Origin of the sequence: Erysipelothrix sp. HDW6C (genome assembly GCF_011299615.1) — a bacterium.
Classification (GTDB): Bacteria; Bacillota_I; Bacilli_A; order Erysipelotrichales; family Erysipelotrichaceae; genus Erysipelothrix.
In genome coordinates this window covers 1,490,268-1,513,269 of sequence record NZ_CP049861.1, presented here as the reverse complement: position 1 = coordinate 1,513,269, position 23,002 = coordinate 1,490,268, and the positions used below count along the sequence as shown (strand labels likewise).

The following is a 23,002-nucleotide window of genomic DNA, read 5'->3' as shown; positions in this document are numbered from 1 at the left end:
GAGATACGTGCACGATTTATTAGACAAGATTAATAACAACAAAAACTATCGCAATCATTTTACAGATGCAAGTGTCATCTCAGTACAATACAATGCAACCATGAAAGAACTTGAAGTAGAAATTTCGGTAACCAGTGCGTTACCTTTTGCTGTATACAAGGACTTTGTAAAGAATATTCAGAAACATACAAAGACTAAGGCAAGAGTAACGGTGCATACCGAGGCATCTTCTTTAAGTGTCTTGGATATGAATCAATATGTTGGTTATGTTGCCAACACCCGTCATTTGACCCCAATTAAGGAAGCAAACTGTCAGTTTACGGCAACTGATATCACAATCATGTGCCAAGATGAAGGACACCGCCAAGATGCTGCCCGTTATGCTGGTGATTTAATTGAAGGTCTTAAACAATTTGGATTGAAGTGTGATGTTATTACGGAAGTTATGGTTGATGAGCCAGAGAAAGATATCGTCGTCATGCCAGCACTTCCTAAAAGTGAGAATATCGAACGCAAATCTGTGTCACGTCAACCCCGTCGAGGCGGTAAGGATTACAATCCTGTACCGATGGATATTCTTAAAGATGAAGCCCATGGGATTTCCATTGCAGGTCAAGTTTTTGAAGTTGAGGTTCGTGAAACACGTACCGGTAACTTTATTGTTAAATACTTTATTTCTGATGGTGAAGCTGCGGTTGTCATCACGGATTTTGCGAAAACTGAGGATGAAATTTTGAAGCAAGGTATTTGTATTCGTGCATATGGTAACTACATCTTTGAACCACGCTTTGAGAAAGACTATGTATTTAAAATGGATCGCTATGAAGAAATTGGCGATATTTTTAAACGATACGACTCAGCTGATTCAAAGCGTGTCGAATTTCACTTGCATACCAAATTCTCAGAGATGGATGGTATCTCTGATGCATCTGAATATATGGCACAGGCTTTTGAATGGGGACATCCTGGAATGATTATCACGGACCATACTGCCGTGCAATCTTTTCCCAAAGCCTATGGGTCGTTAAAGAATCTTCGTAAAAAATACCCTGATCATGACTTTAAGCTTGGTTATGGTGTTGAAATGAACATGGTCGATGAAGATTTAAAGATTGTAACACGCGGCCATGGCGAACCATTGCATCAAGGAAATTACATTAGTTTTGACTTTGAGACGACAGGACTCTCTAACTATTATGATCATCTTATTGAGTTTGGTGCGGTTCGCATCGAACAAGGAAAGGTTGTTGATAGTTACCAAACCTTCATCAAACCACCTGTCTCAATCAGTGCACACATACAAGAACTTACCAATATCTCTGACAACGATGTCCGAAATGCACCGACAATTGAAAATGTTATGGATGATATTCTTGCTTTCATTGGCGATTATCCACTTGTTGCCCACAACGCTCAGTTTGATATTGATTTCTTCCAAGAAGTATTACGCAAACTGGGACGTGCTCCCTTAGAAAATGCCGTTATCGATACTTTAGACCTTGCACGTGCACTCTATGACAACAGGCGCTCATACCGACTTGGTGCTGTAGCACGACTCCTTCGTATTTCATATGACGAAGATGGGGCTCACCGCGCCGACTACGACGCTGAAGTATTGAGTCTTGTATTCTTAGAAATGCTCCGTGATGAGCGGCTCATGGTTCTTGAAACTGTTAATGATTTACAATCACTGAGTGATGAGAATGCTTATGCTAAGATGCGTGGATCTCATGTCAATGTTATTGCGAAAAATAAAGATGGTTTGAAACGGTTGTATCAATTGATATCACACTCACATACTAAAAATCTAGCAGGGAATGAGCCGCGTATTGTTCGTTCAGAACTTGCTAAAGGACGTGAAAACTTATTAATTGGAGCAGGTTGTACAAATTCAGAACTCTTTGAAATTGCGATGAACAAGAGCCAACTTGCCCTTGAAAATGCCATGGTATTCTATGATTATGTAGAAATTATGCCACTTGATTACTATCATCCTTTGGTTTATCGCAAGGTGATTGCGAGTGATGAGCGTGTTCGAGAGATTCTTGAACGCATTATTAAAACAGCACAAAACCTTAACAAACCAGTCCTCGCTGTGGGGAATGCACATTATAACCACCCACGCGAAAAGGTCATTCGTGATGTCTACATTCATTCTCAAGGAATTGGTGGATCGCGCCATCCCTTGTTTATGTATAACGAACAAGATCGCCTGAACTTCGTGGCACCCAATGCACATTTTCGTTCAACTGAAGAAATGCTACACGAGTTTGCTTGGCTTGGAGATCGTGAGGCATATAAATATGTCGTTGAGAATCCTGTGGCCATGCTTGAACAAATTGAAGACATTTCACCAAAACAGAACGATTTGTTTACACCCAAACTTGAAAATTCAGATGAGCTTTTAAGAGAAATTGTTAATAAGAATGCGGTTGCCCGTTATGGCGAACCCCTTCCTGAAATTGTATCTGCACGTATTGAACGTGAATTGAATTCAATTATCGGAAATGGTTATGGTGTTATTTATTATATTTCGCACCTTATGGTTAAGCGATCCCTTGATGATGGGTACCTGGTGGGCTCGCGGGGTTCTGTTGGTTCATCCTTGGTTGCAACCATGGCCGAAATTACCGAGGTTAATCCATTAGCGCCTCATTATGTGTGCTTGAAGTGCCACCATAGTGAATTCTTCGATGACGGTCGTGTTTCAAGTGGTTTTGACTTGGAAGCGAAAACATGTCCCGAATGTGGTGAAGTCATGATTGGTGATGGGCAAGATATTCCATTTGAAACCTTCCTTGGATTTGAAGGGGATAAGGTTCCCGATATTGACTTGAACTTCTCGGGTGACTATCAAGAGCATGCACACAATTTCACCAAAGAGATATTTGGTGATGCTTATGTATACCGTGCTGGTACCATTTCAACGGTTGCTCAAAAAACAGCCTATGGTTATGTAAAGGGTTATCAAGAGAGCATGAATCTTGCGGAGTCGAGCAATGCATGGAATACCTATTTATCGTATGGGGCTGAAGGGGTTAAACGTACGACTGGACAACACCCTGGTGGAATTATTGTTGTTCCCGACTATATGGATGTCCATGACTTTACGCCAATTCAGTATCCAGCGAATAATAAAGAATCGTCGTGGTTTACGACTCACTTTGAATTCCATGATATTGATGATAATGTGCTTAAACTGGATATTCTGGGTCACGTAGATCCAACTGCGATGAAACTTTTAGAGAAACTCACCGGGATAGATGCGAAAACAGTGCCGATGAATGACCCAGAAACACTGTCACTTTTCAATCGTACCGAAGCTTTAAAAGTTGATGAGAGAAACTATCATGAAATTACTGGCGGATTGGGTTTACCAGAGTTTGGAACGCCCTTTGTCCGTGGAATGTTGGAAGCAACAAAACCGGATAAGTTTTCCGACCTTGTCCGCATTTCTGGATTATCACATGGAACCGATGTTTGGCGTACGAATGCGGAAGACTTGATTAAAAACGGTGGAATGACCCTCGAAGACGTCATTGGATGTCGGGATGATATCATGGTTTACCTGATGCATGCTGGACTTCCTGCGAAGCTTTCGTTTGATATTATGGAGAGTGTTCGTAAAGGGAAGGGGCTTAAAGATGAATGGATTCAGGCAATGCATGATAATAAGGTGCCGCAGTGGTACATTGATTCCTGCCTGAAAATTAAATACATGTTCCCGAAAGCCCATGCTGTTGCATATGTAATGATGGCTGTTCGTGTTGCGTGGTTTAAAGTTCATCAAGCGCGAGCATACTATTGTTCATACTTTTCATTACGTGTTAATGCCCATGAAATTGAGACACAAACAGCATCGATGGAGACAATCCAATCACGTTTGAATAACATCAACATGAGGCTCAAAGACTTCAATACAGCACGTGATGTATCGATTAAGGAGAAAAACTTAATTGATACACTTGAAGTAACACTTGAACTCAAGAGCCGTGGCTATACAATCAGTCCGATTGATTTGGAATTATCACAAGCGACAGAGTACACACTTGACCCTCGTGATGATCAAGCAATTTTACCACCATTCACAGTTTTAGATGGATTGGGTGTTAACGTCGCGAAACAAATAATCGAAGCACGTCAAGAACGTATGTTTATCTCTAAAAAAGACTTGATGACACGGGGTGGAATTTCATCCACAACTGTCAAAAAACTTGACGAGTTAGGCGTTACATCACATCTACAAGAAAGCAATCAAATGAGTTTGTTCTAAGGGCTCACATTTATCACCCTTTTAATCCACTATATGTCGTAAATAAGGGCATAAAATAGTGTCCAACAGATTTGCATTAAGACACGAACTGTACTATAATGTATGTATACTTTGAAGCAAGAGGAGTGGTCACGCCACTCCTTATATATTGTCTTAAGGAGTGAATATGGAAAAGTATCTAGAAGTTTTACAACCAATCGCCAATGAAATGGGGTTGAATATTGTCGATATCGAACGTGTCAATAACGACTTACTCGATATTAGTATTGCAAGACAAGATTTTGCACCCGTTGATTTGGATCTCTGTGCGACGGCAGCAGAAGCCTTTGGTGAGGCAATTGATTTTGAAATAAGTCTTGATGTAGGTTCGGCTGGAGCAGAACGCATCATTGAATCTGAAGACTACGAGAGTGTTGTGGATCAATATGTATACATCCAGTTTAAAAACCCCTTTAAGAACGCAGACTATGTCGAAGGTACAGTTACAGCTGTTACTGATGATGAAGTCGTTGTGTCTTATCGACAAAAAACTGCATTAAGAGAAGTTACAATCGAAAGATTAAACATTAAAATGCTGCGTCTCGCAGTTAAAGTATAAGGAGAACTGGGTAATGAACGTAAAAAATGTCATATTAGCGATGCAAGAAATCGAAGACAATCGCAATATTTCAAAAGAAATAATTATTGATGCATTACAAGACTCATTAGTGAAAGCGTATCGCCGTCAGATAGGCGTTCCTGATGCACTTGTAGATGTCATTATCGATGAGAATAGTGCAGAAATGAAACTATTCCATAAGTTCCTTGTCGTCGAAGAAGTTCAAGATGATGAACTTGAAGTCGGTATCAATGAGTTGGATGACAATGCAAAAGGTCTTGCAGTTGGTGACTACTATATGGTAGAGCAACCTATTGTTGATCTTGGGCGTGCTGCAGCAACACTTGCGAAAAATGTCATCAAACAAAAAATTCGTGAAGCTGAAAAACAAGGTGTTTACGATGAATACATTGATCAGCTAGGCGAAATGATTATGGCCATGGTTGAAAGTGTCGAAGAAAAATTTGTCGTTGTTAATCTGGGCAAGTCATTGGCTGTTATGCCACGTGCTGCGCAAATTGAGGGTGAAGTATACCGCGAAGGTCAAACCTTAAAGGTCGTTATTACAGATGTAAATAAAGACACAAAAGGTGCGCAAATTTTAGTGTCTCGTGCGGATGCAATGCTTGTGCGTCGACTCTTTGAAAATGAAGTTCCTGAGATTTTTGACGGTCAAGTTGAAATCAAAGCAATTGCGCGTGAAGCAGGAGAACGTACTAAAGTTGCAGTCTACTCACACGATCCAGACATTGATCCAATTGGAGCATGTATTGGACCACGTGGAACACGTGTTCAAGCAATTATTGAAGAACTAAAAGGCGAGAAGATTGATATCTTTGAGTGGAGTGAAGACATGATTGAACTTGTCAATAATTCACTTGCACCAGCAGAAGTCATTGCTGTTTATCCAAACGGCGATAACAAAGGTCTTGTTGTCATTGTCGATGATTCACAATTATCACTTGCTATCGGTAAACGTGGTAAGAATGCACGTCTTGCTGTTCGTCTTACAAAACAAAGAATTGATATCAAATCAGTTTCTGAAGCAGATGCTGAAAATATTGATTATGTTGCACTTATGGCAGCATACCAAGCTGAAATCAATGCTAAGATTGCGGATAAAGCACCAGTAGCGATTCCTGTTGAGGATGCTTCAGATGCTGTTGAACTTGTTGAAGAGGTCATTGAAGTCATTGAAGAAGTAGGCACTGAGGATCCAGAAGTAATCGAAGAAACAGTTGCTGAGATTATTGAAGAAGCGCCAGTTGTCGAAGCAGAAACAGTTGAAGAAGAAGTTGTTAAGATTGACCGTAAAGATGTTTTCCGTCCTCGTACAGAATATGTCTCGAAATTTGAACAACTTGCAACAGCCTCACGTCAACAAGAAGAGCAATCCGGTAAACGTCGCTATAACAAGCGTGACAAAGACAAGGAAGAAGAGAAACCAGTCAATACTGCAGAACTTCTCCGTGAAATGGAATACGAAATTGTTCCAGAATATACTCCGGAAGAACTTGAAGAAATTCAAGCAAAAGCGAAAGCTGAAGAAAATTCATGGTATGAAGAAGAAATTGATTTCGATGAATTCGACGATTACTACGACCAAGAATAGTTGGAGGTAAACGATGAGAAAAATACCCATGCGTAAGTGTGTTGTAACACAAGAACAATTCCCGAAACAGGAATTACTTCGTATTGTTTTAACACCTGAAGGTAATGTTGAAATTGATGAAACGGGTCGAAAGAATGGACGTGGTGCTTATATATCACGTCTGAGTGAGACTGTCGAAAAGGCGCAAAAGACACGTGCCTTGGATCGTGCGCTAAAAGTAAAGGTTCCTGAAGAAATCTTTACGGAATTGATGCACTATGTTAAATAAAGAAAAGTTCCTAAACGGTTTGGGACTCTGCAAACGTGCCGGAAAGTTAGTCTACGGTGATGAATTGTTGCCTGCAGTACGCAATCACAGTGTAAAACTGGTGATTCTTGCAGATGACGCTTCAGACCGAACACGGAAGCAGATCAAGGATAAAAGTCAAACATCACATGTTGACGTCATTGAAGGTTTCACAAAAGATGAAATCTCATGGGCGATTGGTATGGTGAATCGTGTTGCTATTGGCATCACGGACGCAGGTTTGGCTAAACTCTTGAAAACGAACTTATAGAAAAAAGAGGTGACGTATAAGTGAGTAAGAAAAAACCAACTCGTAATAATAACAGAAATAACAAAAACCGCGGTAAACGTCCCGCACCCCAAGAAACATTCAAACCCAAAGATATTGTTGTAAAGGAGTTTGACTATGTTGAAGGAGTTACTGTAAAAGATCTTTCAGAAGCAATCAATAAGAGTCCAGCAGATATTATCAAATTACTCTTTATGATGGGAACAATGGTTACCATTAACACATCATTGGATGATGAAACTGTTGAACTTATTGCAATGGAATACGAAGCAACACCCACAAAAGTGGAACCTGTTGATGAATTAACACTCGAAGATAGTATTGAAGATGATCCTTCAATGTTACAAGAGCGTCCACCAATCGTTACCATTATGGGACACGTTGACCATGGTAAAACGACAACACTTGATACAATTCGTAATGCACAAGTTGTTGATGGTGAATTTGGAGGTATTACACAACATATTGGTGCCTACCAAATTACACATAAAGGTAAAAAAATTACATTCTTAGATACACCGGGTCACGAGGCATTTACAGCAATGCGTGCACGTGGTGCGAGTGTTACGGATATTGTAATCGTTGTTGTTGCTGCAGATGATGGTGTCATGCCCCAAACTCGTGAAGCAGTTGATCACGCAAAGGCTGCCAATGCACCATTAATCGTTGCTATCAACAAGATTGATAAACCTGAACAAAATATTGAACGTATTTACTCTGAGTTCACGGATTTGGGTGTTACGCCTGAAGAGTGGGGCGGAGAAACCGTTTTTGCAAAAATTTCCGCGAAAACTGGTGAAGGAATTCAAGACTTATTGGATACCATTCTTGTTGCAACAGAACTTGAAGAATTAAAAGCAAATCCAAATCGTTTAGCATTTGGTACTGTGATTGAAGCGAAACTCGATAAGAGTAGAGGTCCAGTTGCAACGCTCTTAGTTCAAAAAGGAACACTTAAACAAGGTGATCCACTCGTTGTCGGTACAACTTACGGACGTGTTCGTAAAATGGTTGACAACCGTGGTGCTGAGTTAACTGAAGCATACCCATCAATGCCTGTTGAGATTATCGGTCTTAATGAAGTTCCAATTGCTGGTGATTTATTCAAAGCCTTTGATGATGAGAAAAAATCTCGTGCAGTTGCGCAAAAACGAAATGTTGCACGTGTAGAACTTGACCGCAATCAATCAAGCGCACTTAGCCTTGATGATCTATCACAACAAATCGAAGACGGTGTAATCAAAGACATTAATGTTATTTTGAAAGCCGATGTTCAAGGTTCAGCAGAAGCTGTTAAAGCGGCTCTAGAGCGTCTTGAAGTTGGTGATGGTAAAGAAGTTAGTGTTAAAGTTATTCGCTCAACAGTTGGCGGTATTACAGAGAATGACATCATGCTTGCTTCAGCATCAAATGCAATCATTATTGGATTCAACATTCGACCAACTGCAGCAATTCGCAAGAAAGCTGAAGACGAAGGAATCGAAATTCGCCTTTACAATATCATCTATAAAGCTGTTGAAGCAATGGAAGCAGCGATGAAGGGTATGTTAGCTCCAGTCTTTGAAGAAGTCATTCATGGACAAGCAGAAGTACGCGAAATCTATAAAGTATCCAAAGTCGGTACAATTGCCGGATGTATGGTTACGGATGGTAAAATGGTCAAAGAGTCAGGCATTCGTTTAATGCGTGATGGCGTGGTTATCTACGAAGGTAAGATGGCAAGTCTAAAACGTTTCCAAAATGATGCAAAAGAAGTTGCCCAAGGGTATGATTGTGGTATCACAATCGAAAACTTCAACGACTTAAAAGTTGGCGATGTTATTGAATCATATGGAGAAATCCAAGTAGAACCTAAATAATAGAAACGGTGGTAGTAACTATGACAGTTAAAAAAGAACGTGTCGAGTCCATTATCAAGCGAGAACTCGCACCCATTATTCTGAATCGCTTGAATGATCCAAGCCTTTCATTTGTAAGTGTTACGGATGTTGAAGTCACGAATGACTTTTCATTCGCAACCATCTATGTAAGTTTCTTGGAAGAAAAGAATAAAGTTCCTGGTATGGAAGCATTAAACCGTGCCAAGGGAATCCTACGCAGTGAAGTTAGCAAAGCGTTATCCATCCGACGTACTCCCGAGCTTATCTTTAAGCTCGATGAGTCGATTGAATATGGAAATCACATTGCAACTTTGTTAGAGAAAATTAAAAAAGACGACGAATAGTCATTCGCGTCTGAAGTCGAAGACGCACCCTATAATTGGGTGCGTTTTTTTTGAAATGAGTCGTCATGAAAAACTCAATACAGTAATCAAGTTGTAGTTTGATGGCCACATGTATAGTAATTGATAAGAATCACTACATATTTTCAGCAGTACTATGCAGTTCATAGTGTTATTCCTAGAATTCTTCAATGTGAAATTACACACAATAAATTCCTGTAAATTATGATAATATGCTAATAGGATAAGCGCTATCCAACAAGGAGGTAATAGTATGGCAAAAAAACTACGAATTACACTTGTTTTGACGCTTCTAGCATTTGGAGGACTTTTACGATTCAATACAACTGAAATGGAAGCAAGTTTTGAATCTGGAAGTCTAAAGTCTGGACAAAATTATGCTGGGAATTATGCGACCTATTCCGCACGATATACAATTGGAACAAACTATGGAACAACGTCCGCATCATGGTACCGTGGTGGAGGTGGAACTGTAAGCATCCTAATGAATGGTGGAGTATTAAGGTCCAATACAGGTAATCAGTTATCGGGACCCACTACGATTGGTGGCTACGGTACAGGGGTTCAGACCCATAGGTACTACGGTGGTCCGTCTGTATAGATAATGGCGAGTCTGCAACATAACAAATGTGTTGCAGACTTCTTTTTTGTAGGAGGTCCACATGCGTAAATTGAATATTTTATTTTCTATTCTCGTTGCATTTCTCAGCTTTAATATTGCTTTTGATTCCTTTGAAAGTGGGTACAACCAATCTCAATACACAATTCTTTACCAAGAACAAGTGGATGAAAAAGTAGTTGCAGTCTACTTTAACCTCAGTGCTGATACATTTGCTAAACCAAATAATCAATTTAGTTCAACCGTTGTAGAATTCTATGAATCCATTGGATATGACGGTTATGTAATCGATCGTGATATAATGACAAATAATAGTCAAATGATGACAATGTATATTTCTTCAAGCAAGCTGGAATTATTTGATCATCTCAGAATTCGTAGTGATGTGAGTGATTATCGTTTTAGTGATGAAAGTGAACGCAGAATAATAACTAACTTTGATGTATATAGTAATGATTCCTATGTTTTGCCGTTTGATAGGTGGCGAGATTCACCGACAACAAGTATACTCAACGAGCGTATTACATACGTTCCTATTCACCAACTAAAAGATAAACCAGTTAAACTAGTCGAAAGTCCGACACTAATGATGTATTTTCTGGTTCCTCCTGAAGATGTTGGGAATTTTGTTGAGAACTATTTTGCGGAGTTTTACATCGAAAACTTTGTAACTGCATATGATGATAAAACTCTGTTAATCGAAAGTGAAACATTCAATTTGTTTTATGGAGAAGATAAAGTAATTCAGTCATATATTGAGCCAAGCATGACAATGCCTTTTTCACTAAACCCATTAGTGTATCCTGGATCAATGTTATATTTAACAATGTTTTCGCTGATTTCTGTGCTAGTTGGAGTTAGTTTAGATAATGCTAAAGAACTCGCAATTCGAGATATTCATGGAAATCGAAGACTAAAGACATTTAGAATTGTCTATGGTTCAACAATACTAAAATCTTGCATTGCATTTATTGCGACTCTCGCTATATTAGCGATTTTCCGCATTAACTTCTACAATCATGTGACGCTGAGATTCTTTAAAATTTTGATCATTATATGTATGATCTTTCTTGCAATTACACTTGTGACTACAGTTGCTTGCTTTACGTTATTTAGCGCATTAATGCGTTTAAAGAGTGTTAAGGGAAATATTAAGACACGTTCATTGCAATTCATGAGCACTGTTTTCAAAGTCATTACAATTCTTACTATGGTTCCGATACTAATCGAGTCTTTAGATTTTATTTCAGTATTGAATCGGTATATTGCGGCCGGCAACTCGCAATCACAACGAGTCGGGGATGTTCTGATTGATCACATTGATTATGGAAATCAAACCAATTACCAGTATAGCATTGAGAAGAATAAGTTTGTTTTTGAGAGCGCCGAAAGTTTTGACATTTCATTTGTAAGCAATGATTCTTTTCATCAATACGGACTTGAGTATGATTACTTAGTCGTGAATCGTAGTGCTCTAAAAGAGTATGATTTTTACACAAGTTCTGGTAAACTTCTTGACACTAAGAATTTAGAGGTTTCGACACTTATTGTTCCTCAAGACAAAGTTGGTTCAATTCGTAATCCAGATAACGTCCCAATTGAAATTGTTCAATACACACCAATTTTTTCAACTGGTGTTCTTATGGAAAATGATATAGTAGAAAATCCACCGCTCTATGTAATCGTTGATAGCAACGATGAAATCCATTTAAACGGTATAAATTCTTTCTCACTTTATGCAAGATCCTTCGAAGAAGATAACTTTATTTTTTTCATAGAAACACTGAAAGATGGCGGAGTAGATCCCAGTATTTTTCCTGTCAGCGATTTAATGGCTGATTACTTATTGAAGTTTAGAAGAGCTTGGACGCAGCTTCTAGTAGTACTCGGGGGTGTTATAATTCTGATTATTCTTTTTTCATCAATGATAGTAGAGGCATTCTACCAGAGAAATCGGAAGTTGCTTGCTGTACAGTATCTTTTAGGATTCTCGAGAGTCAAGCGCTACGAGAGGCTCATTACTACTATTTTTTTATCTACTACAGTTTCGTTTCTTCTGGTGCTGACTAACAGTTTTTTCAAGATATTCGAATTTGCTAAACCCACGAGTAATGGATATTTACTACTATTTATGGTTATGTTCTTATTGATTGATGCTGTATTGGTATTGATTTGGATCCATACTACAGAGAGAAAAATGGCACAGTCGGTGCTCAAAGGAGATTCATAATGGTTATCACATTTGATACAGTCAGCAAAAGTTTCGGAGATAAACTGGTGCTTAATAATCTGACATTAAATATTAAGCGTAATTCATTTACAGTAATTTCAGGACCATCCGGAACTGGAAAAAGTACGATTCTGAATTTAATGGGCTTGTTGGATGCGCCAGATAGTGGTACTATCACAATCCTTGATGAACACGATATAAAACCATTCTCACGTTCAGCCACATTAGCCTTACGTAATAAAATCGGATATTTATTTCAAAATTTTGCCTTAGTTGATGATAAAACTGTTGCGTACAATTTAAAACTAGCAATGGAGTCTGTGAAAGGTGTGGATAAGGAGGAGGCGATTCGTGCTGCGTTGGAGACTGTAGGTATGAGTGGTTTTGAGACACAAAAGGTCTATCAGTGTTCAGGAGGGGAACAACAGCGAATCGCTATTGCGCGCCTCTTATTAAAGCCTTGTGAGATTGTATTGGCAGATGAGCCAACGGGAAGTCTTGATGATGACAACAAACATATCATATTTTCATTATTAAAGAAACTTCAAGAAATGGGAAAGACACTTATAGTTGTAACGCATGATCCAGAACTAGTTGCAATCGCAGATCATGTAATTCACTTATAAAAAACAAAAGCATTGTAAGGACATCAAGGAGTCCAACAATGCTTTTTTAATCCAGAAGTATTGCCTCAATTTCATTAGGATCATTTGTAATGCGTATTCTATTAATCATATCATCATCAGAAATGATCGTGAACAGTTTTCTAAAGAATAGATTGTAATTGTCATCCGTTTTAGTGCTAATCGCTGTAAGAAAAATGATATCAACCAATTGATCATTCCATATGATTTCTTTCTCCAGCTTTATGACAAGCACAATTGATGAGTAGACATGACTTCGCGAGCCATGGGGAACAGCAACACCCCGTCCCATTGCGGTAGGTGACGATTTCTCCCGAAGCATCATTGACTCAAAGAAATGTGAGGATACATAATTATCAATCTCAAGATAACCACTATATTTTTTAAGTATTGCATCACGATCTGTTAGGGACTCGTTAAAAATATAAATATGATTCTTGAGCGTATCTTTGATTAACATTGTTCGGCGCAGTTCGAAAGTAAAGAGCGCTGCATTGATGGCAGTGATATCTTCTCGTGTTAGCGCAACACTAATATTGACCACTTTATCGCCAATGATTGCGCGATTTGTGGCATTGATTATCAAATCAAAGCCTTCAATAAAATCATGATTATAAGATGAATACTGAATGGTAGACTGAACGTCTATTTCTGTAAATTTTTGCTCTATTTTACTTTTAACGTAACCTTCGATTGATAAACCGTCATCACAAATTAGAATACCTCTTACATAGCGTGATTGGGTTCCACGATTTAAAGCAGCCGCAATATGTAGGCAAATATAACCAATCTCGTTGGCATCAAACACAACGTGTTCGGTATTCTCAATAAACTCAATCGAGGTCATCACAGCAATATAAACATGTGTATATTCAAATTTGATGCGATCAAGCAGTGGATTCTCGCTGGAGACTCCAAATTTAATACGGCGTATTGCTGGTCGTAAATGGTTCAGCAAATTATTAGCCAACTCACTATCGTGGTGCAGGTCAAAGTTTAGGTATGTACCCACTAGTTTTATAAACTTATCAACAACCTCTAGACTAATTTGGTTATGAATGACTAAGTCGGAATTCTCTTTTTTTCGTGTAACCATAAGATAATTCATAATTTCATAGATTTCACCGGATGTAAGTTCAAGATAAAAGGAGTCAGAAATGCTGTCTTTTATCATCATGGCAATATAGTATTCTTGCGGTTTTTCATTGATTAGTGTTTTTTCTTGAATTGCGTGCTTACCAACAGAGCGTTCAACAAGAATGGCTAGTTTTGTAAGTAATACAGCAACATCATAATCAGTATACTTTAATCCCATGTTGGTTTCCGAGCGCTCAATAATATGCAATAAAGAATCAATCCATTGTTGTGAGTATGTTTGAACGAGTAGTTGCATAAATGAGTAAGGTACGCGTCCGTTTTGGTTCGCACTCACGTCATCATACCGAAGGTTTTGTAATAACAAAGATCGTAAAACACTGCGTTTATCGGACTCATTACCCTCGATTGTTATCCCACGATAGGGCTTTCTCACCAACTTACAGTGGTGTTTTTCAACGTAAACTTGTGTTGCATCTAACAGTGCGGTGATGTTAGAACGATAAACACGCTGACTTAAGTCATCAATCGATACCGGTTTATGGTTTCGTAAAAGTTCATCGATGATGATGGCTATATCATCAGTTTCAATGCGGTGCGACATCGTATGGGTATGATTGAAAATTTCGTATGATATTTTTCGCTTTTGTTCGGGAGTTGCAATCAGCCGAAGGCCAACATTTGGACGTCTTTCGATTGTTGCACCATGGAGTGTCCGTTCCATTTGACGTGAGTCAATATCATTAAAAATAGTACGTGATGAAACATCGAGTTGACGTGCAATGTCCTTTGTCTTAATAAAGGCATCTGACTCGATGAGGGTAGTAAGAATTTGGTGTATGCGAAAGTTCTTCATTTCATCTCCTTATAAACATCTTCATAGCTTCCTTATCTATTATAACGGCTGACTCACTGATAAACGTGCAGAAATATTTCTGCTTTCTTTGTGTTGTTGAAAGAGTTTACGTAACTTCGATATGTATTGTTGAAATAGAGACATGATAAATTTTAGATGTAGAAGGAGTGCTGATAATGGAACTACATGAACTGATTCGAAAAGATATCATCAACTTGCATTTGCATGCAACGTCAAAAAAAGAATTGTTTGAAGAAATGGCAGACATGTTATCGAAGGGAGGTTATGTATCAAATGTTGATGGGTATGTACAAGATTTATTCAAACGTGAATCTGAGTACAGTACGGGAATTGGGTTCGGACTTGCGATTCCTCACGCACGAAGCAGTAATGTCGTGAGTCCTGCTATTGCAGTAGGAAAAGCAGCGAACATTAAGGATTATGAGTCCCTTGATGAAGAGCCAATTCAGTATATATTTATGATTGCGATACCTGAAAATACAGAAGCAGATTATATGAGTATTCTCAGTAAACTCGCGCGACGTTTTATGGATGAGACATTCCGTAATCGCATAAAGAAAGCAGTGACAGCGGAAGAGATTCTTATCATTCTTGAGGAAAAATAGGAGGAGACAACATGAAGATTGTCGGAATTACAGCATGTCCAACGGGGATTGCGCATACATACATGGCCGCTGAAGCACTTGAAAAAGCTGCTCGTGAAATGGGTCATGATATTAAAATTGAAACACAAGGAACAAAAACAGAAAATGTCTTATCAGAGAAAGAAATTCGCGATGCTGATGTCGTGATTCTAGCGTGTGATAAAAAAATTGATTTATCACGCTTTAATGGTAAAAAGACATTAACTATTGGATCTGCTAAAGCAATAAAAAATGCTCGATTGGTTATCGAGGATGCATTATCTGGTAAAGATGTTGAGCTCTTGTCAACGACGGCAAAAAAATCCAATAGTTCGGGTCAAAAAACTGGATTGTATCAGCACTTAATGACCGGAGTAAACTACATGTTACCCTTTGTTATTGCCGGTGGTATTCTGATTGCAATTAGTTTTGCATTTGGTATTACTGCATCAGACCCGACTGCTGATAACTACAATGTGCTGGCTGAAGCATTCAGCAATATTGGAGGAACGGTAGCATTCGGACTAATGGTACCCGTACTAGCAGCAGGGATTGCCTACTCAATCGCTGGACAACAGGGGATAGCTGCTGGTTTGGTTGCAGGGATGTTGGCTAAGAATGGTGGCTCAGGATTCCTTGGTGGTATGGTGGGTGGTTTACTTGCTGGATACCTTGTACTTCTGATTGTTAAATACTTAAAAGTGCCTAAGAGTTTTGAAACATTGGCAAGTCTCATTATCGTGCCACTGCTCTCAGTTGCAATTACTGGTTTAATTATGGTCTTTGTAGTTGGTGAACCCGTAGCATGGTTACTCGCACAACTTACCAACTTCTTAAACGGACTTGGTACAACAAGTGGGATACTCTTTGGTCTTTTAATTGGTGTCATGATGGCATCAGATATGGGTGGACCCATTAACAAAGCAATTTCAACATTTGCGGTTGGACTTATGTCTACAGGTGTCTATGAGCCAATTGCTGCATGTATGATTGCAGGGATGACACCGCCGCTTGGTCTTGCACTTGCAACGGTCTTGTTTCCAAAACGATTTACACTTGAAGAACGTGAAGCTGGTAAGTCATGTTGGATTCTTGGTGCTTCATATATTACTGAAGGCGCAATTCCATTTGCAGTTACCGATCCAATCCGCGTCATTCCAAGTTTAATGGCAGGCTCAGCAGTTGCTGCTGCAATGTCACTTGCTTTTGGATGTGCTTCACTTGCTCCACACGGTGGTATATGGGTTATGTTTATTCCAAATGTTATGAATAATCTTCCCATGTATCTGTTGAGTCTTGTAGCAGGTACAGTTGTTACAGCACTTATGGTTAGCTTTTTAAAGAGAAAGAATAATTACGCTACAGCTTAGAATAAGAAAAGAGGATAAATCATGTTATATACAATGAAAGAGTTGTTGAGTGTCGCCCGTGAGAATAAATTCGCAGTGCCTGCTTTCAACATTTGCAGTTTTGATATCTTGAAGTCAATTATGGAGGTTGTCGAGGAAACAAATTCTCCGGTAATTTTAGAAATTCATCCAGATGAAATTGATTATATTGGGGATAATTTCGTCGCTGTTGTTCGTGAATATGCCAGAAACAGCAAGGTGCCTGTGGTTATTCATCTTGATCATGGGGGTTCAATTTACGACGTGACACGCGCTATTAAGAATGGTTATAGTTCCGTAATGATTGATGCATCACATGCAGACTTCAGTGATAACATCGCCATCACAAAGCGTGTTGTTGAAATTGCGCATTCTGTAGGTGTTTCTGTCGAAGCTGAGATTGGAACAATTGGGAATACTGGTTTATCTTTTGAAGGCGGTAGCAGTGAAATCATTTACACTGATCCAAAGAAGGCAAAGCAATTTGTCGAAGAGACAGGTATCGATACTCTTGCAGTCGCAATTGGAACCGCACACGGACTTTACCCAAAAGATTTCACACCTAAACTCAACCTGGAACTCTTAAAGGAATTGTATCAAACCCTTGATTTACCATTTGTATTACACGGTGGTTCGGGTAACCCCGACTCAGAAGTCAGTGAGTCCGTAAAATATGGTGTTGCAAAAGTCAATATATCGAGTGATGTGAAAAGTGCTTTCTTTGATGAACTGCGTATATTCTTAAATGATAATCATCAATTGTATGAGCCAAATCAAGTATATCCAACTGCAAACAATGCTGTAAAGAACGTTGTCAAGCATAAGTTGACGGTTCTCAATACGCTAGGTCAAGCATCGAAATATTAGACTACAACAGCTACTGAGCCATCAGTAGCTGTATTCATAAGGAGGAAATATGAGCAATTTCATGCAAGAAACTGTCAAAGGTGAATTCTGGTTTGTTGTCGGTAGTGTTGCTTTTTATGGTGATGAAAGCATTCAAATCGTCGAAACACAAGCACTTGAAATTATCGATAGTTTAAATAAACAGAATCTCCCATACACAATAAAATTTAAAGGTGTTTTAAAGTCATCGGACCACATCGTCAACATCATGAAAGAAGCAAACTACGATAATAATGTTTTGGGTGTTATGTCATGGATGCATACATTCTCACCAGCAAAAATGTGGATTAAGGGAATGAAACTTTTGCAAAAACCAGTTGTTCACATTGCAACACAATTTAATGAGAAATTACCGTGGGATACGATTGATATGGACTTTATGAATCTTAATCAGTCTGCACATGGTGATCGAGAGTATGGTTATATTATGAAACGTTTGAATATGCAAAACCGAATTGTATTTGGTCATTGGGAACAGCCCCAGTTTATTAAAAGTGTAAAACATTGGATGATTGGTGTTGTTGGCTATTATGCATCAAAGAATGTAAAGGTTGTTCGTTTTGGGGACAATATGCGAAACGTAGCTGATACTGAAGGTGACAAGATTGAGGCGCATATTCGTTTTGGATGGGAAGTTGACTACTATGGAGTCGGTGATCTTGTGGAAGCAATTTCGAACGTTAGTGAAGCAGATGTCGATATCCTTATGTCCGAATATCGGGAAAAGTATGACTTTGATTTTAGAAATAACTCGGAAGCATTTTTTATCAAGCAATTACGTTATCAAGCAAAAATTGAGCATGCTCTTTTATCATTTATGAGTCGTCATGGTTATAATGCGATTTCAACAAATTTTGAAGATCTAACAGGCTTAGATCAATTACCAGGATTTGCCATACAACGTTTAAATGAAAAAGGGATTGGATTCGCTGGAGAAGGAGATTGGAAGACCGCAGCACTTGATCGAATTCTAAAAGTGATGGCAAACAATAAGAAAACCGGATTTATGGAAGACTATACCTATAACTTTGAAGTGGACAATGAGTATATTTTCCAATCTCACATGTTAGAAGTTGATCCAACATTGAGTGCAACAAAACCCACAATACAGGTCAATCCACTTGGTATTGGTGGTAAAAGTGATCCAGCACGGATGGTATTTCGTGGTACTACGGGTATGGGGTATGTTGTCGGAATGACAGATATGCGCTACGATTTTGAGATCCTTGTTAATGAGGTGACGGCAATTGATACCCAACAATCAGCACCACAGCTTCCAGTTGCTCAAGTGACTTGGATTCCAAAACCAAACTTCTATGATGGTATTCAACAGTGGTTAGAATTAGGCGGTAATCATCATACTGTCGTTACATTTGCAGTTGAACTGGATTCCATTACAGAATTATTCCGACTATTAAAAATAACACCGAAAATTATTCGTTAGGAGGCACTATGATAAAATTTGGAGTTGATACATTTATATGGACAGAAGACTTCTTAGAGAAGGATTTATGGATTATTGATAAAGCGAAGGAACTTGGGTTTGAAGCCATTGACTTTGCAATTTCTCACCCAGAAACCTTTCCAACAGATTTGGTTGTGAAGGCGCTTCAAAGAATTGACATTACGCCTGTTACATCCACAACACTGTCAAGGGAAACAAATCTAATTTCCCCCGATCCTGAAATCAGAAAACATGGAATTAACCATATGAAAATGATGGTCGATATTAATAAGGCAATTGGTTCTCATATTTTAGGTGGTGTCAACTATGCAGCATGGGGCTATACCACAGGCAAACCACGCACGGATCAAGAATGGCAATGGTCCGTTGAAGCAATGCAAGAAATTTGCCACTATGCAGAAATGATAAATCCAAAGTTACGTATTTGTGTGGAGGCAGTCAACCGATTTGAAACACACTTCTTAAATATCGCAACGGATGCTGTGCAGTATTGTAAGGATGTAGGAACTGAAAATATAAAAGTTCATCTCGATTGCTTTCATATGATTCGTGAAGAAACCAGTTTTCGTGATGCAATATTGAGTTGTGGCAACCAGTACTTGGGTTATGTACATGTTTGCGAAAGCAACCGCGGTGTTCCTGGAACTGGACTTGTGCCATGGCGTGAGCTTTTTATAACACTCGAAGAGGTTGGTTATGACGGCCCTTGTGTAATCGAGTCATTCGATCCAAGTTTCGAAGAACTCAATGCGAATTGCGCAATTTGGCGAAAATTTGCTGAAACAGGTGAAGCATTGGCTGTTGAGGGTTTGTATAATCTCAAAGAAATTGTAGGAGAGCTGTCATGAAACGAATTGTACTCGGCTGCGATGAAGCGGCATTTGAATTTAAAGAAGAAATTAAGGCACACTTAGAAAGTAAAGGAATTGAAGTTATTGATATGGGAGTTCATGATACAAATCCGTCCATGTACCCAGAAACGGCCATAACTGCAGCAGAATACGTTCGCGATGGTAAGGCTGATCATGGAATCCTTATGTGTGGAACAGGCATTGGTATGGCAATCAGTGCAAACAAGGTCAAAGGTATCCGTGCTGCGGTAGCACATGATTCATTTTCAATTGAGCGAAGTATACTCAGTAACAACTGTCAGTTCGTATGTTTTGGGGCACGCATCATAGCGCCTCTTTATGCAAAAACATTAATTGACCGATGGATTGAACTGGAGTTTAGTAATGAGAACAGTGCACGGAAGATTGCCTGTATTGATGCATATGAAAACGGAGGTGATAATGATGCAGCGAATCATTAATGATCCATTGCAAGCAGTGGAAGATATGTTGGATGGATATTTCCAAGCCAACGTGGATATCTTAAAACGTAGTAATCGAAATAAACGTGTTGCAGTTTCAAACTATATGCACAAGGACAAACCACGTGTTGCGGTTGTTACAGGAGGCGGTAGTGGTCATAAACCGGCATTTATCGGGTATTGTGGTAAAAATATGGTCGATTCTGTAGCAATCGGAGAAATATTTTCATCACCCTCAGCAAAGGTGTTCTATGATGCCTTTACTGAAGCAGATATGGGAATGGGTGTTGCGTGTCTGTATGGAAATTATGCTGGAGACAACATGAACGTGAAAATGGCCATCGATATGGCTGGTGACGATGATATTATTGTTAAGACTGTCGTTGCAAATGATGATGTCGCCAGCGCATCACACGATGAGCGTGAAAAAAGAAGAGGGGTGGCTGGAGAAATTCTCATGTGGAAGACTGCCGGTGCTCTTGCAAATCAAGGGGGGGCATTGGATGAAGTTATTGAAATTGCGCAATATACCATTGATCGTACATGGAGTATTGGTGTTGGACTGAGCCCCTGTACATTACCTGCAAATGAGAAAGCAAATTTTGAGATTTCACCAGGAACAATCGAATTTGGTATTGGTCATCATGGAGAACCAGGGATACGTGTCAGTGATTTAAAAGATTCTTCAGCAATTGCACAGGAACTTGTTGACTATCTGATTGCAGACAGTGGTCTAATCGCTGGAGATACAGTATTCGTGTTGCTGAGTGGTCTGGGTGCGACACCTGAGCTTGAATTATTCATTCTTTACAATGATGTTACCAAGGTCTTAACATCAAGAGGGCTCAAAATTTTCGATAGTTTGGTAGGAAACTACTTTACATCGCTCGACATGCAAGGTGCTACCTTAACGCTTATGAAAGTTGACGATCGTACGCAACCATTGTTGGCAATGGATGTGTATACGCCAGGTCTAAAGGTCAGTCACCATGATTAGTACTAAAAATCCACAACTTGTGAGGCAAATGATTGCCACAATTGACACGAACTCAGCATACTTAAGTGAAATTGATGGGTATATTGGCGATGGCGATCATGGAAACAACATGAAAAAAGGGTTCTTAATGGCTCAAGAAAATCTTAATGAAGCAATGGGAATACGTGAAGCGATACAAACATTAGCACTTATTCTTATCGATGATATTGGTGGTTCAATGGGGCCGATATATGGTACATTGTTTCGGAAACTGTCAATGGGATTCAAACAAGATACCGCCAATGAACAAGATATCTTGGATGGGCTCGTTAAATCCTATGATGCAATTTGCGATCTTGCCGGAGCTAAACCGGGCGATAAAACACTCATTGATACGCTCAGTGCAGCAATTTTAAGTCTTCAAGCAGGAATTGATGATGGGTTAACGTTTTCAGCATCCATGGAAGCACTAAAAGCAGGTGCGAATCGGGGTTGGGAGGCAACAAAAAATATGCAAGCACGCTTAGGACGCGCATCACGGCTCGGCGAACGAAGTGTTGGTTTCTATGATGCCGGGGCGACTTCGTGTAAGTTGCTCATCGAAACTCTTGCAGATTACTGTGTTATCAATGACTTAAGTGAGAAGAAGTAGGGATACTTCTTCTTTTTATGGAATGCGTCCTTGAAAATGTTAAAATACCACGCTATGATTAACACAAGAAAAGAGGTGTAACCGTGACTTATCGACCCATTGATATCGCAAGAAAATTTAACATCAGTACATCGACAGTACGGAATTACGAAGAAGCAATGCTTATTCCTGCATCCAATCGCACTTCAAATGGATATCGAACGTACACAGAAAAGCATTGCAACTATTTGCGGTGTGTTCTTGCCATGCAGGCAGGATTTGGTCGTGATGAAATAATTGATATTGTTCAACTTATTCATGATAAGCAAGTCAATAATGCTCTTCTAAAGTGTTCTGAGAAACAAGTTAAGCTCATTCGTGAACTTGATCATGCACAAAAAACAGTAAAACTGTTTACTTCAGGTCATTTGTACAAAGATTTTAAGATTAAGAAGTTACTAACAATCCAAGAAGCATCTCAACTCACTGATGTTATTGATACAACGATTCGACACTGGGAGCGTGAAGGGCTTCTTTACCCAGTTCGAGGGAAGGGAAATAACTACCGTTTATATGACATTGAACAAATCACACGGATCCTCATTATCCGAACAATAAAGACAGCGACATGGTCTCTTGATCATGTAAAGGACTTCCTGCGCGAATTTGATGCAAAGAATCCACAGGAAGTTTATAAAGTGGCGGTGGATTCATTAAATTATCTTTATCGCCTTAATATTCATCAACATCAAGGTATTCATGCCCTCTATGAATTGTGCATTCAAGAAGGTTTGGTTGCAGAGAATTACCAAATGGACTATTCTTTCAATATAAACCTTTAAGAAAAACATAGAACTACATAGCCAACCTTATTATAGAAATAGACAATCAATAGGCTACAAAGTTTATAACTTGCACCAATGTGTTATAGTTTTA

Annotated in this window: 20 protein-coding genes; 19 read left to right on the top strand and 1 reads right to left on the bottom strand. The window is 39.1% G+C overall.

Annotated features, from left to right (window positions below; translation table 11 throughout):
* Nucleotides 1-7: 7 nt before the first annotated feature.
* From G7062_RS07220 to G7062_RS07175, 10 genes are all read left to right on the top strand, one after another.
* Entirely contained in the window at nucleotides 8-4,273 is a 4,266-nt protein-coding gene (locus G7062_RS07220) for a PolC-type DNA polymerase III (RefSeq protein ID WP_166065236.1), read from the top strand.
* A gap of 166 nt (nucleotides 4,274-4,439) precedes the next feature.
* Nucleotides 4,440-4,871: a ribosome assembly cofactor RimP gene (locus tag G7062_RS07215; protein WP_166065235.1), complete on the top strand. Its 432-nt coding sequence runs from the start codon at nucleotides 4,440-4,442 to the stop codon at nucleotides 4,869-4,871.
* Nucleotides 4,872-4,884: 13 nt separating this feature from the next.
* Nucleotides 4,885-6,483, top strand: coding sequence for a transcription termination factor NusA (gene nusA, locus G7062_RS07210; protein ID WP_166065234.1), 1,599 nt, complete (start codon nucleotides 4,885-4,887; stop codon nucleotides 6,481-6,483).
* A gap of 13 nt (nucleotides 6,484-6,496) precedes the next feature.
* A complete protein-coding gene (gene rnpM, locus G7062_RS07205) occupies nucleotides 6,497-6,751 on the top strand; it encodes an RNase P modulator RnpM (RefSeq protein WP_166065233.1) in 255 nt (84 codons plus the stop codon).
* Nucleotides 6,741-7,040: a ribosomal L7Ae/L30e/S12e/Gadd45 family protein gene (locus G7062_RS07200; RefSeq protein ID WP_166065232.1), complete on the top strand. Its 300-nt coding sequence runs from the start codon at nucleotides 6,741-6,743 to the stop codon at nucleotides 7,038-7,040. Before rnpM ends, G7062_RS07200 begins: the two co-directional genes overlap by 11 nt.
* A gap of 20 nt (nucleotides 7,041-7,060) precedes the next feature.
* Complete coding sequence (gene infB, locus G7062_RS07195; RefSeq protein WP_166065231.1) at nucleotides 7,061-8,917, top strand: translation initiation factor IF-2; 1,857 nt, start codon at nucleotides 7,061-7,063, stop codon at nucleotides 8,915-8,917.
* 20 nt (nucleotides 8,918-8,937) lie between these two features.
* The gene (gene rbfA, locus G7062_RS07190; RefSeq protein WP_166065230.1) at nucleotides 8,938-9,282 is read left to right on the top strand and encodes a 30S ribosome-binding factor RbfA; all 345 of its coding nucleotides are present in this window, start codon (nucleotides 8,938-8,940) and stop codon (nucleotides 9,280-9,282) included.
* A 271-nt stretch (nucleotides 9,283-9,553) separates the two neighbouring features.
* Nucleotides 9,554-9,901, top strand: coding sequence for a hypothetical protein (locus G7062_RS07185; RefSeq protein WP_166065229.1), 348 nt, complete (start codon nucleotides 9,554-9,556; stop codon nucleotides 9,899-9,901).
* 61 nt (nucleotides 9,902-9,962) lie between these two features.
* The gene (locus tag G7062_RS07180) at nucleotides 9,963-12,149 is read left to right on the top strand and encodes a hypothetical protein (RefSeq protein WP_166065228.1); all 2,187 of its coding nucleotides are present in this window, start codon (nucleotides 9,963-9,965) and stop codon (nucleotides 12,147-12,149) included.
* Nucleotides 12,149-12,775, top strand: a complete 627-nt coding sequence (locus G7062_RS07175; RefSeq protein WP_166065227.1) for an ATP-binding cassette domain-containing protein — start codon at nucleotides 12,149-12,151, stop codon at nucleotides 12,773-12,775. The genes G7062_RS07180 and G7062_RS07175 overlap by 1 nt, the downstream gene beginning before the upstream one ends.
* Before the next feature lie 46 nt (nucleotides 12,776-12,821).
* On the opposite strand, the gene G7062_RS07170 is transcribed toward G7062_RS07175, so the two are convergent.
* The gene (locus G7062_RS07170; protein WP_166065226.1) at nucleotides 12,822-14,744 is read right to left on the bottom strand and encodes a BglG family transcription antiterminator; all 1,923 of its coding nucleotides are present in this window, start codon (nucleotides 14,742-14,744) and stop codon (nucleotides 12,822-12,824) included.
* Between the two features lie 176 nt (nucleotides 14,745-14,920).
* Between G7062_RS07170 and G7062_RS07165 the strand changes: the two genes are divergently transcribed.
* The 9 genes from G7062_RS07165 to G7062_RS07125 all read left to right on the top strand — a co-directional run bounded on the left by G7062_RS07165 (nucleotide 14,921) and on the right by G7062_RS07125 (nucleotide 22,908).
* On the top strand, nucleotides 14,921-15,370 hold the full coding sequence (locus tag G7062_RS07165; RefSeq protein WP_166065225.1) for a PTS sugar transporter subunit IIA: 450 nt from the start codon (nucleotides 14,921-14,923) through the stop codon (nucleotides 15,368-15,370).
* 11 nt (nucleotides 15,371-15,381) lie between these two features.
* Complete coding sequence (locus G7062_RS07160) at nucleotides 15,382-16,758, top strand: PTS fructose transporter subunit IIC (protein ID WP_166065224.1); 1,377 nt, start codon at nucleotides 15,382-15,384, stop codon at nucleotides 16,756-16,758.
* A gap of 21 nt (nucleotides 16,759-16,779) precedes the next feature.
* Nucleotides 16,780-17,643: a ketose-bisphosphate aldolase gene (locus G7062_RS07155; RefSeq protein ID WP_166065223.1), complete on the top strand. Its 864-nt coding sequence runs from the start codon at nucleotides 16,780-16,782 to the stop codon at nucleotides 17,641-17,643.
* A 49-nt stretch (nucleotides 17,644-17,692) separates the two neighbouring features.
* A complete protein-coding gene (gene araA / locus G7062_RS07150; RefSeq protein ID WP_205700118.1) occupies nucleotides 17,693-19,126 on the top strand; it encodes an L-arabinose isomerase in 1,434 nt (477 codons plus the stop codon).
* Between the two features lie 8 nt (nucleotides 19,127-19,134).
* On the top strand, nucleotides 19,135-19,995 hold the full coding sequence (locus tag G7062_RS07145; RefSeq protein WP_166065222.1) for a sugar phosphate isomerase/epimerase: 861 nt from the start codon (nucleotides 19,135-19,137) through the stop codon (nucleotides 19,993-19,995).
* Nucleotides 19,992-20,459, top strand: a complete 468-nt coding sequence (locus tag G7062_RS07140; RefSeq protein ID WP_166065221.1) for an RpiB/LacA/LacB family sugar-phosphate isomerase — start codon at nucleotides 19,992-19,994, stop codon at nucleotides 20,457-20,459. Before G7062_RS07145 ends, G7062_RS07140 begins: the two co-directional genes overlap by 4 nt.
* Complete coding sequence (locus tag G7062_RS07135) at nucleotides 20,443-21,456, top strand: dihydroxyacetone kinase subunit DhaK (RefSeq protein WP_166066093.1); 1,014 nt, start codon at nucleotides 20,443-20,445, stop codon at nucleotides 21,454-21,456. Before G7062_RS07140 ends, G7062_RS07135 begins: the two co-directional genes overlap by 17 nt.
* Entirely contained in the window at nucleotides 21,449-22,087 is a 639-nt protein-coding gene (gene dhaL, locus G7062_RS07130) for a dihydroxyacetone kinase subunit DhaL (protein WP_166065220.1), read from the top strand. The genes G7062_RS07135 and dhaL overlap by 8 nt, the downstream gene beginning before the upstream one ends.
* Before the next feature lie 83 nt (nucleotides 22,088-22,170).
* Nucleotides 22,171-22,908 carry a MerR family transcriptional regulator gene (locus G7062_RS07125; RefSeq protein WP_166065219.1) on the top strand — a complete coding sequence of 246 codons (738 nt, stop codon included), beginning with the start codon at nucleotides 22,171-22,173 and terminating at the stop codon, nucleotides 22,906-22,908.
* The last annotated feature ends 94 nt before the right edge of the window (nucleotides 22,909-23,002 follow it).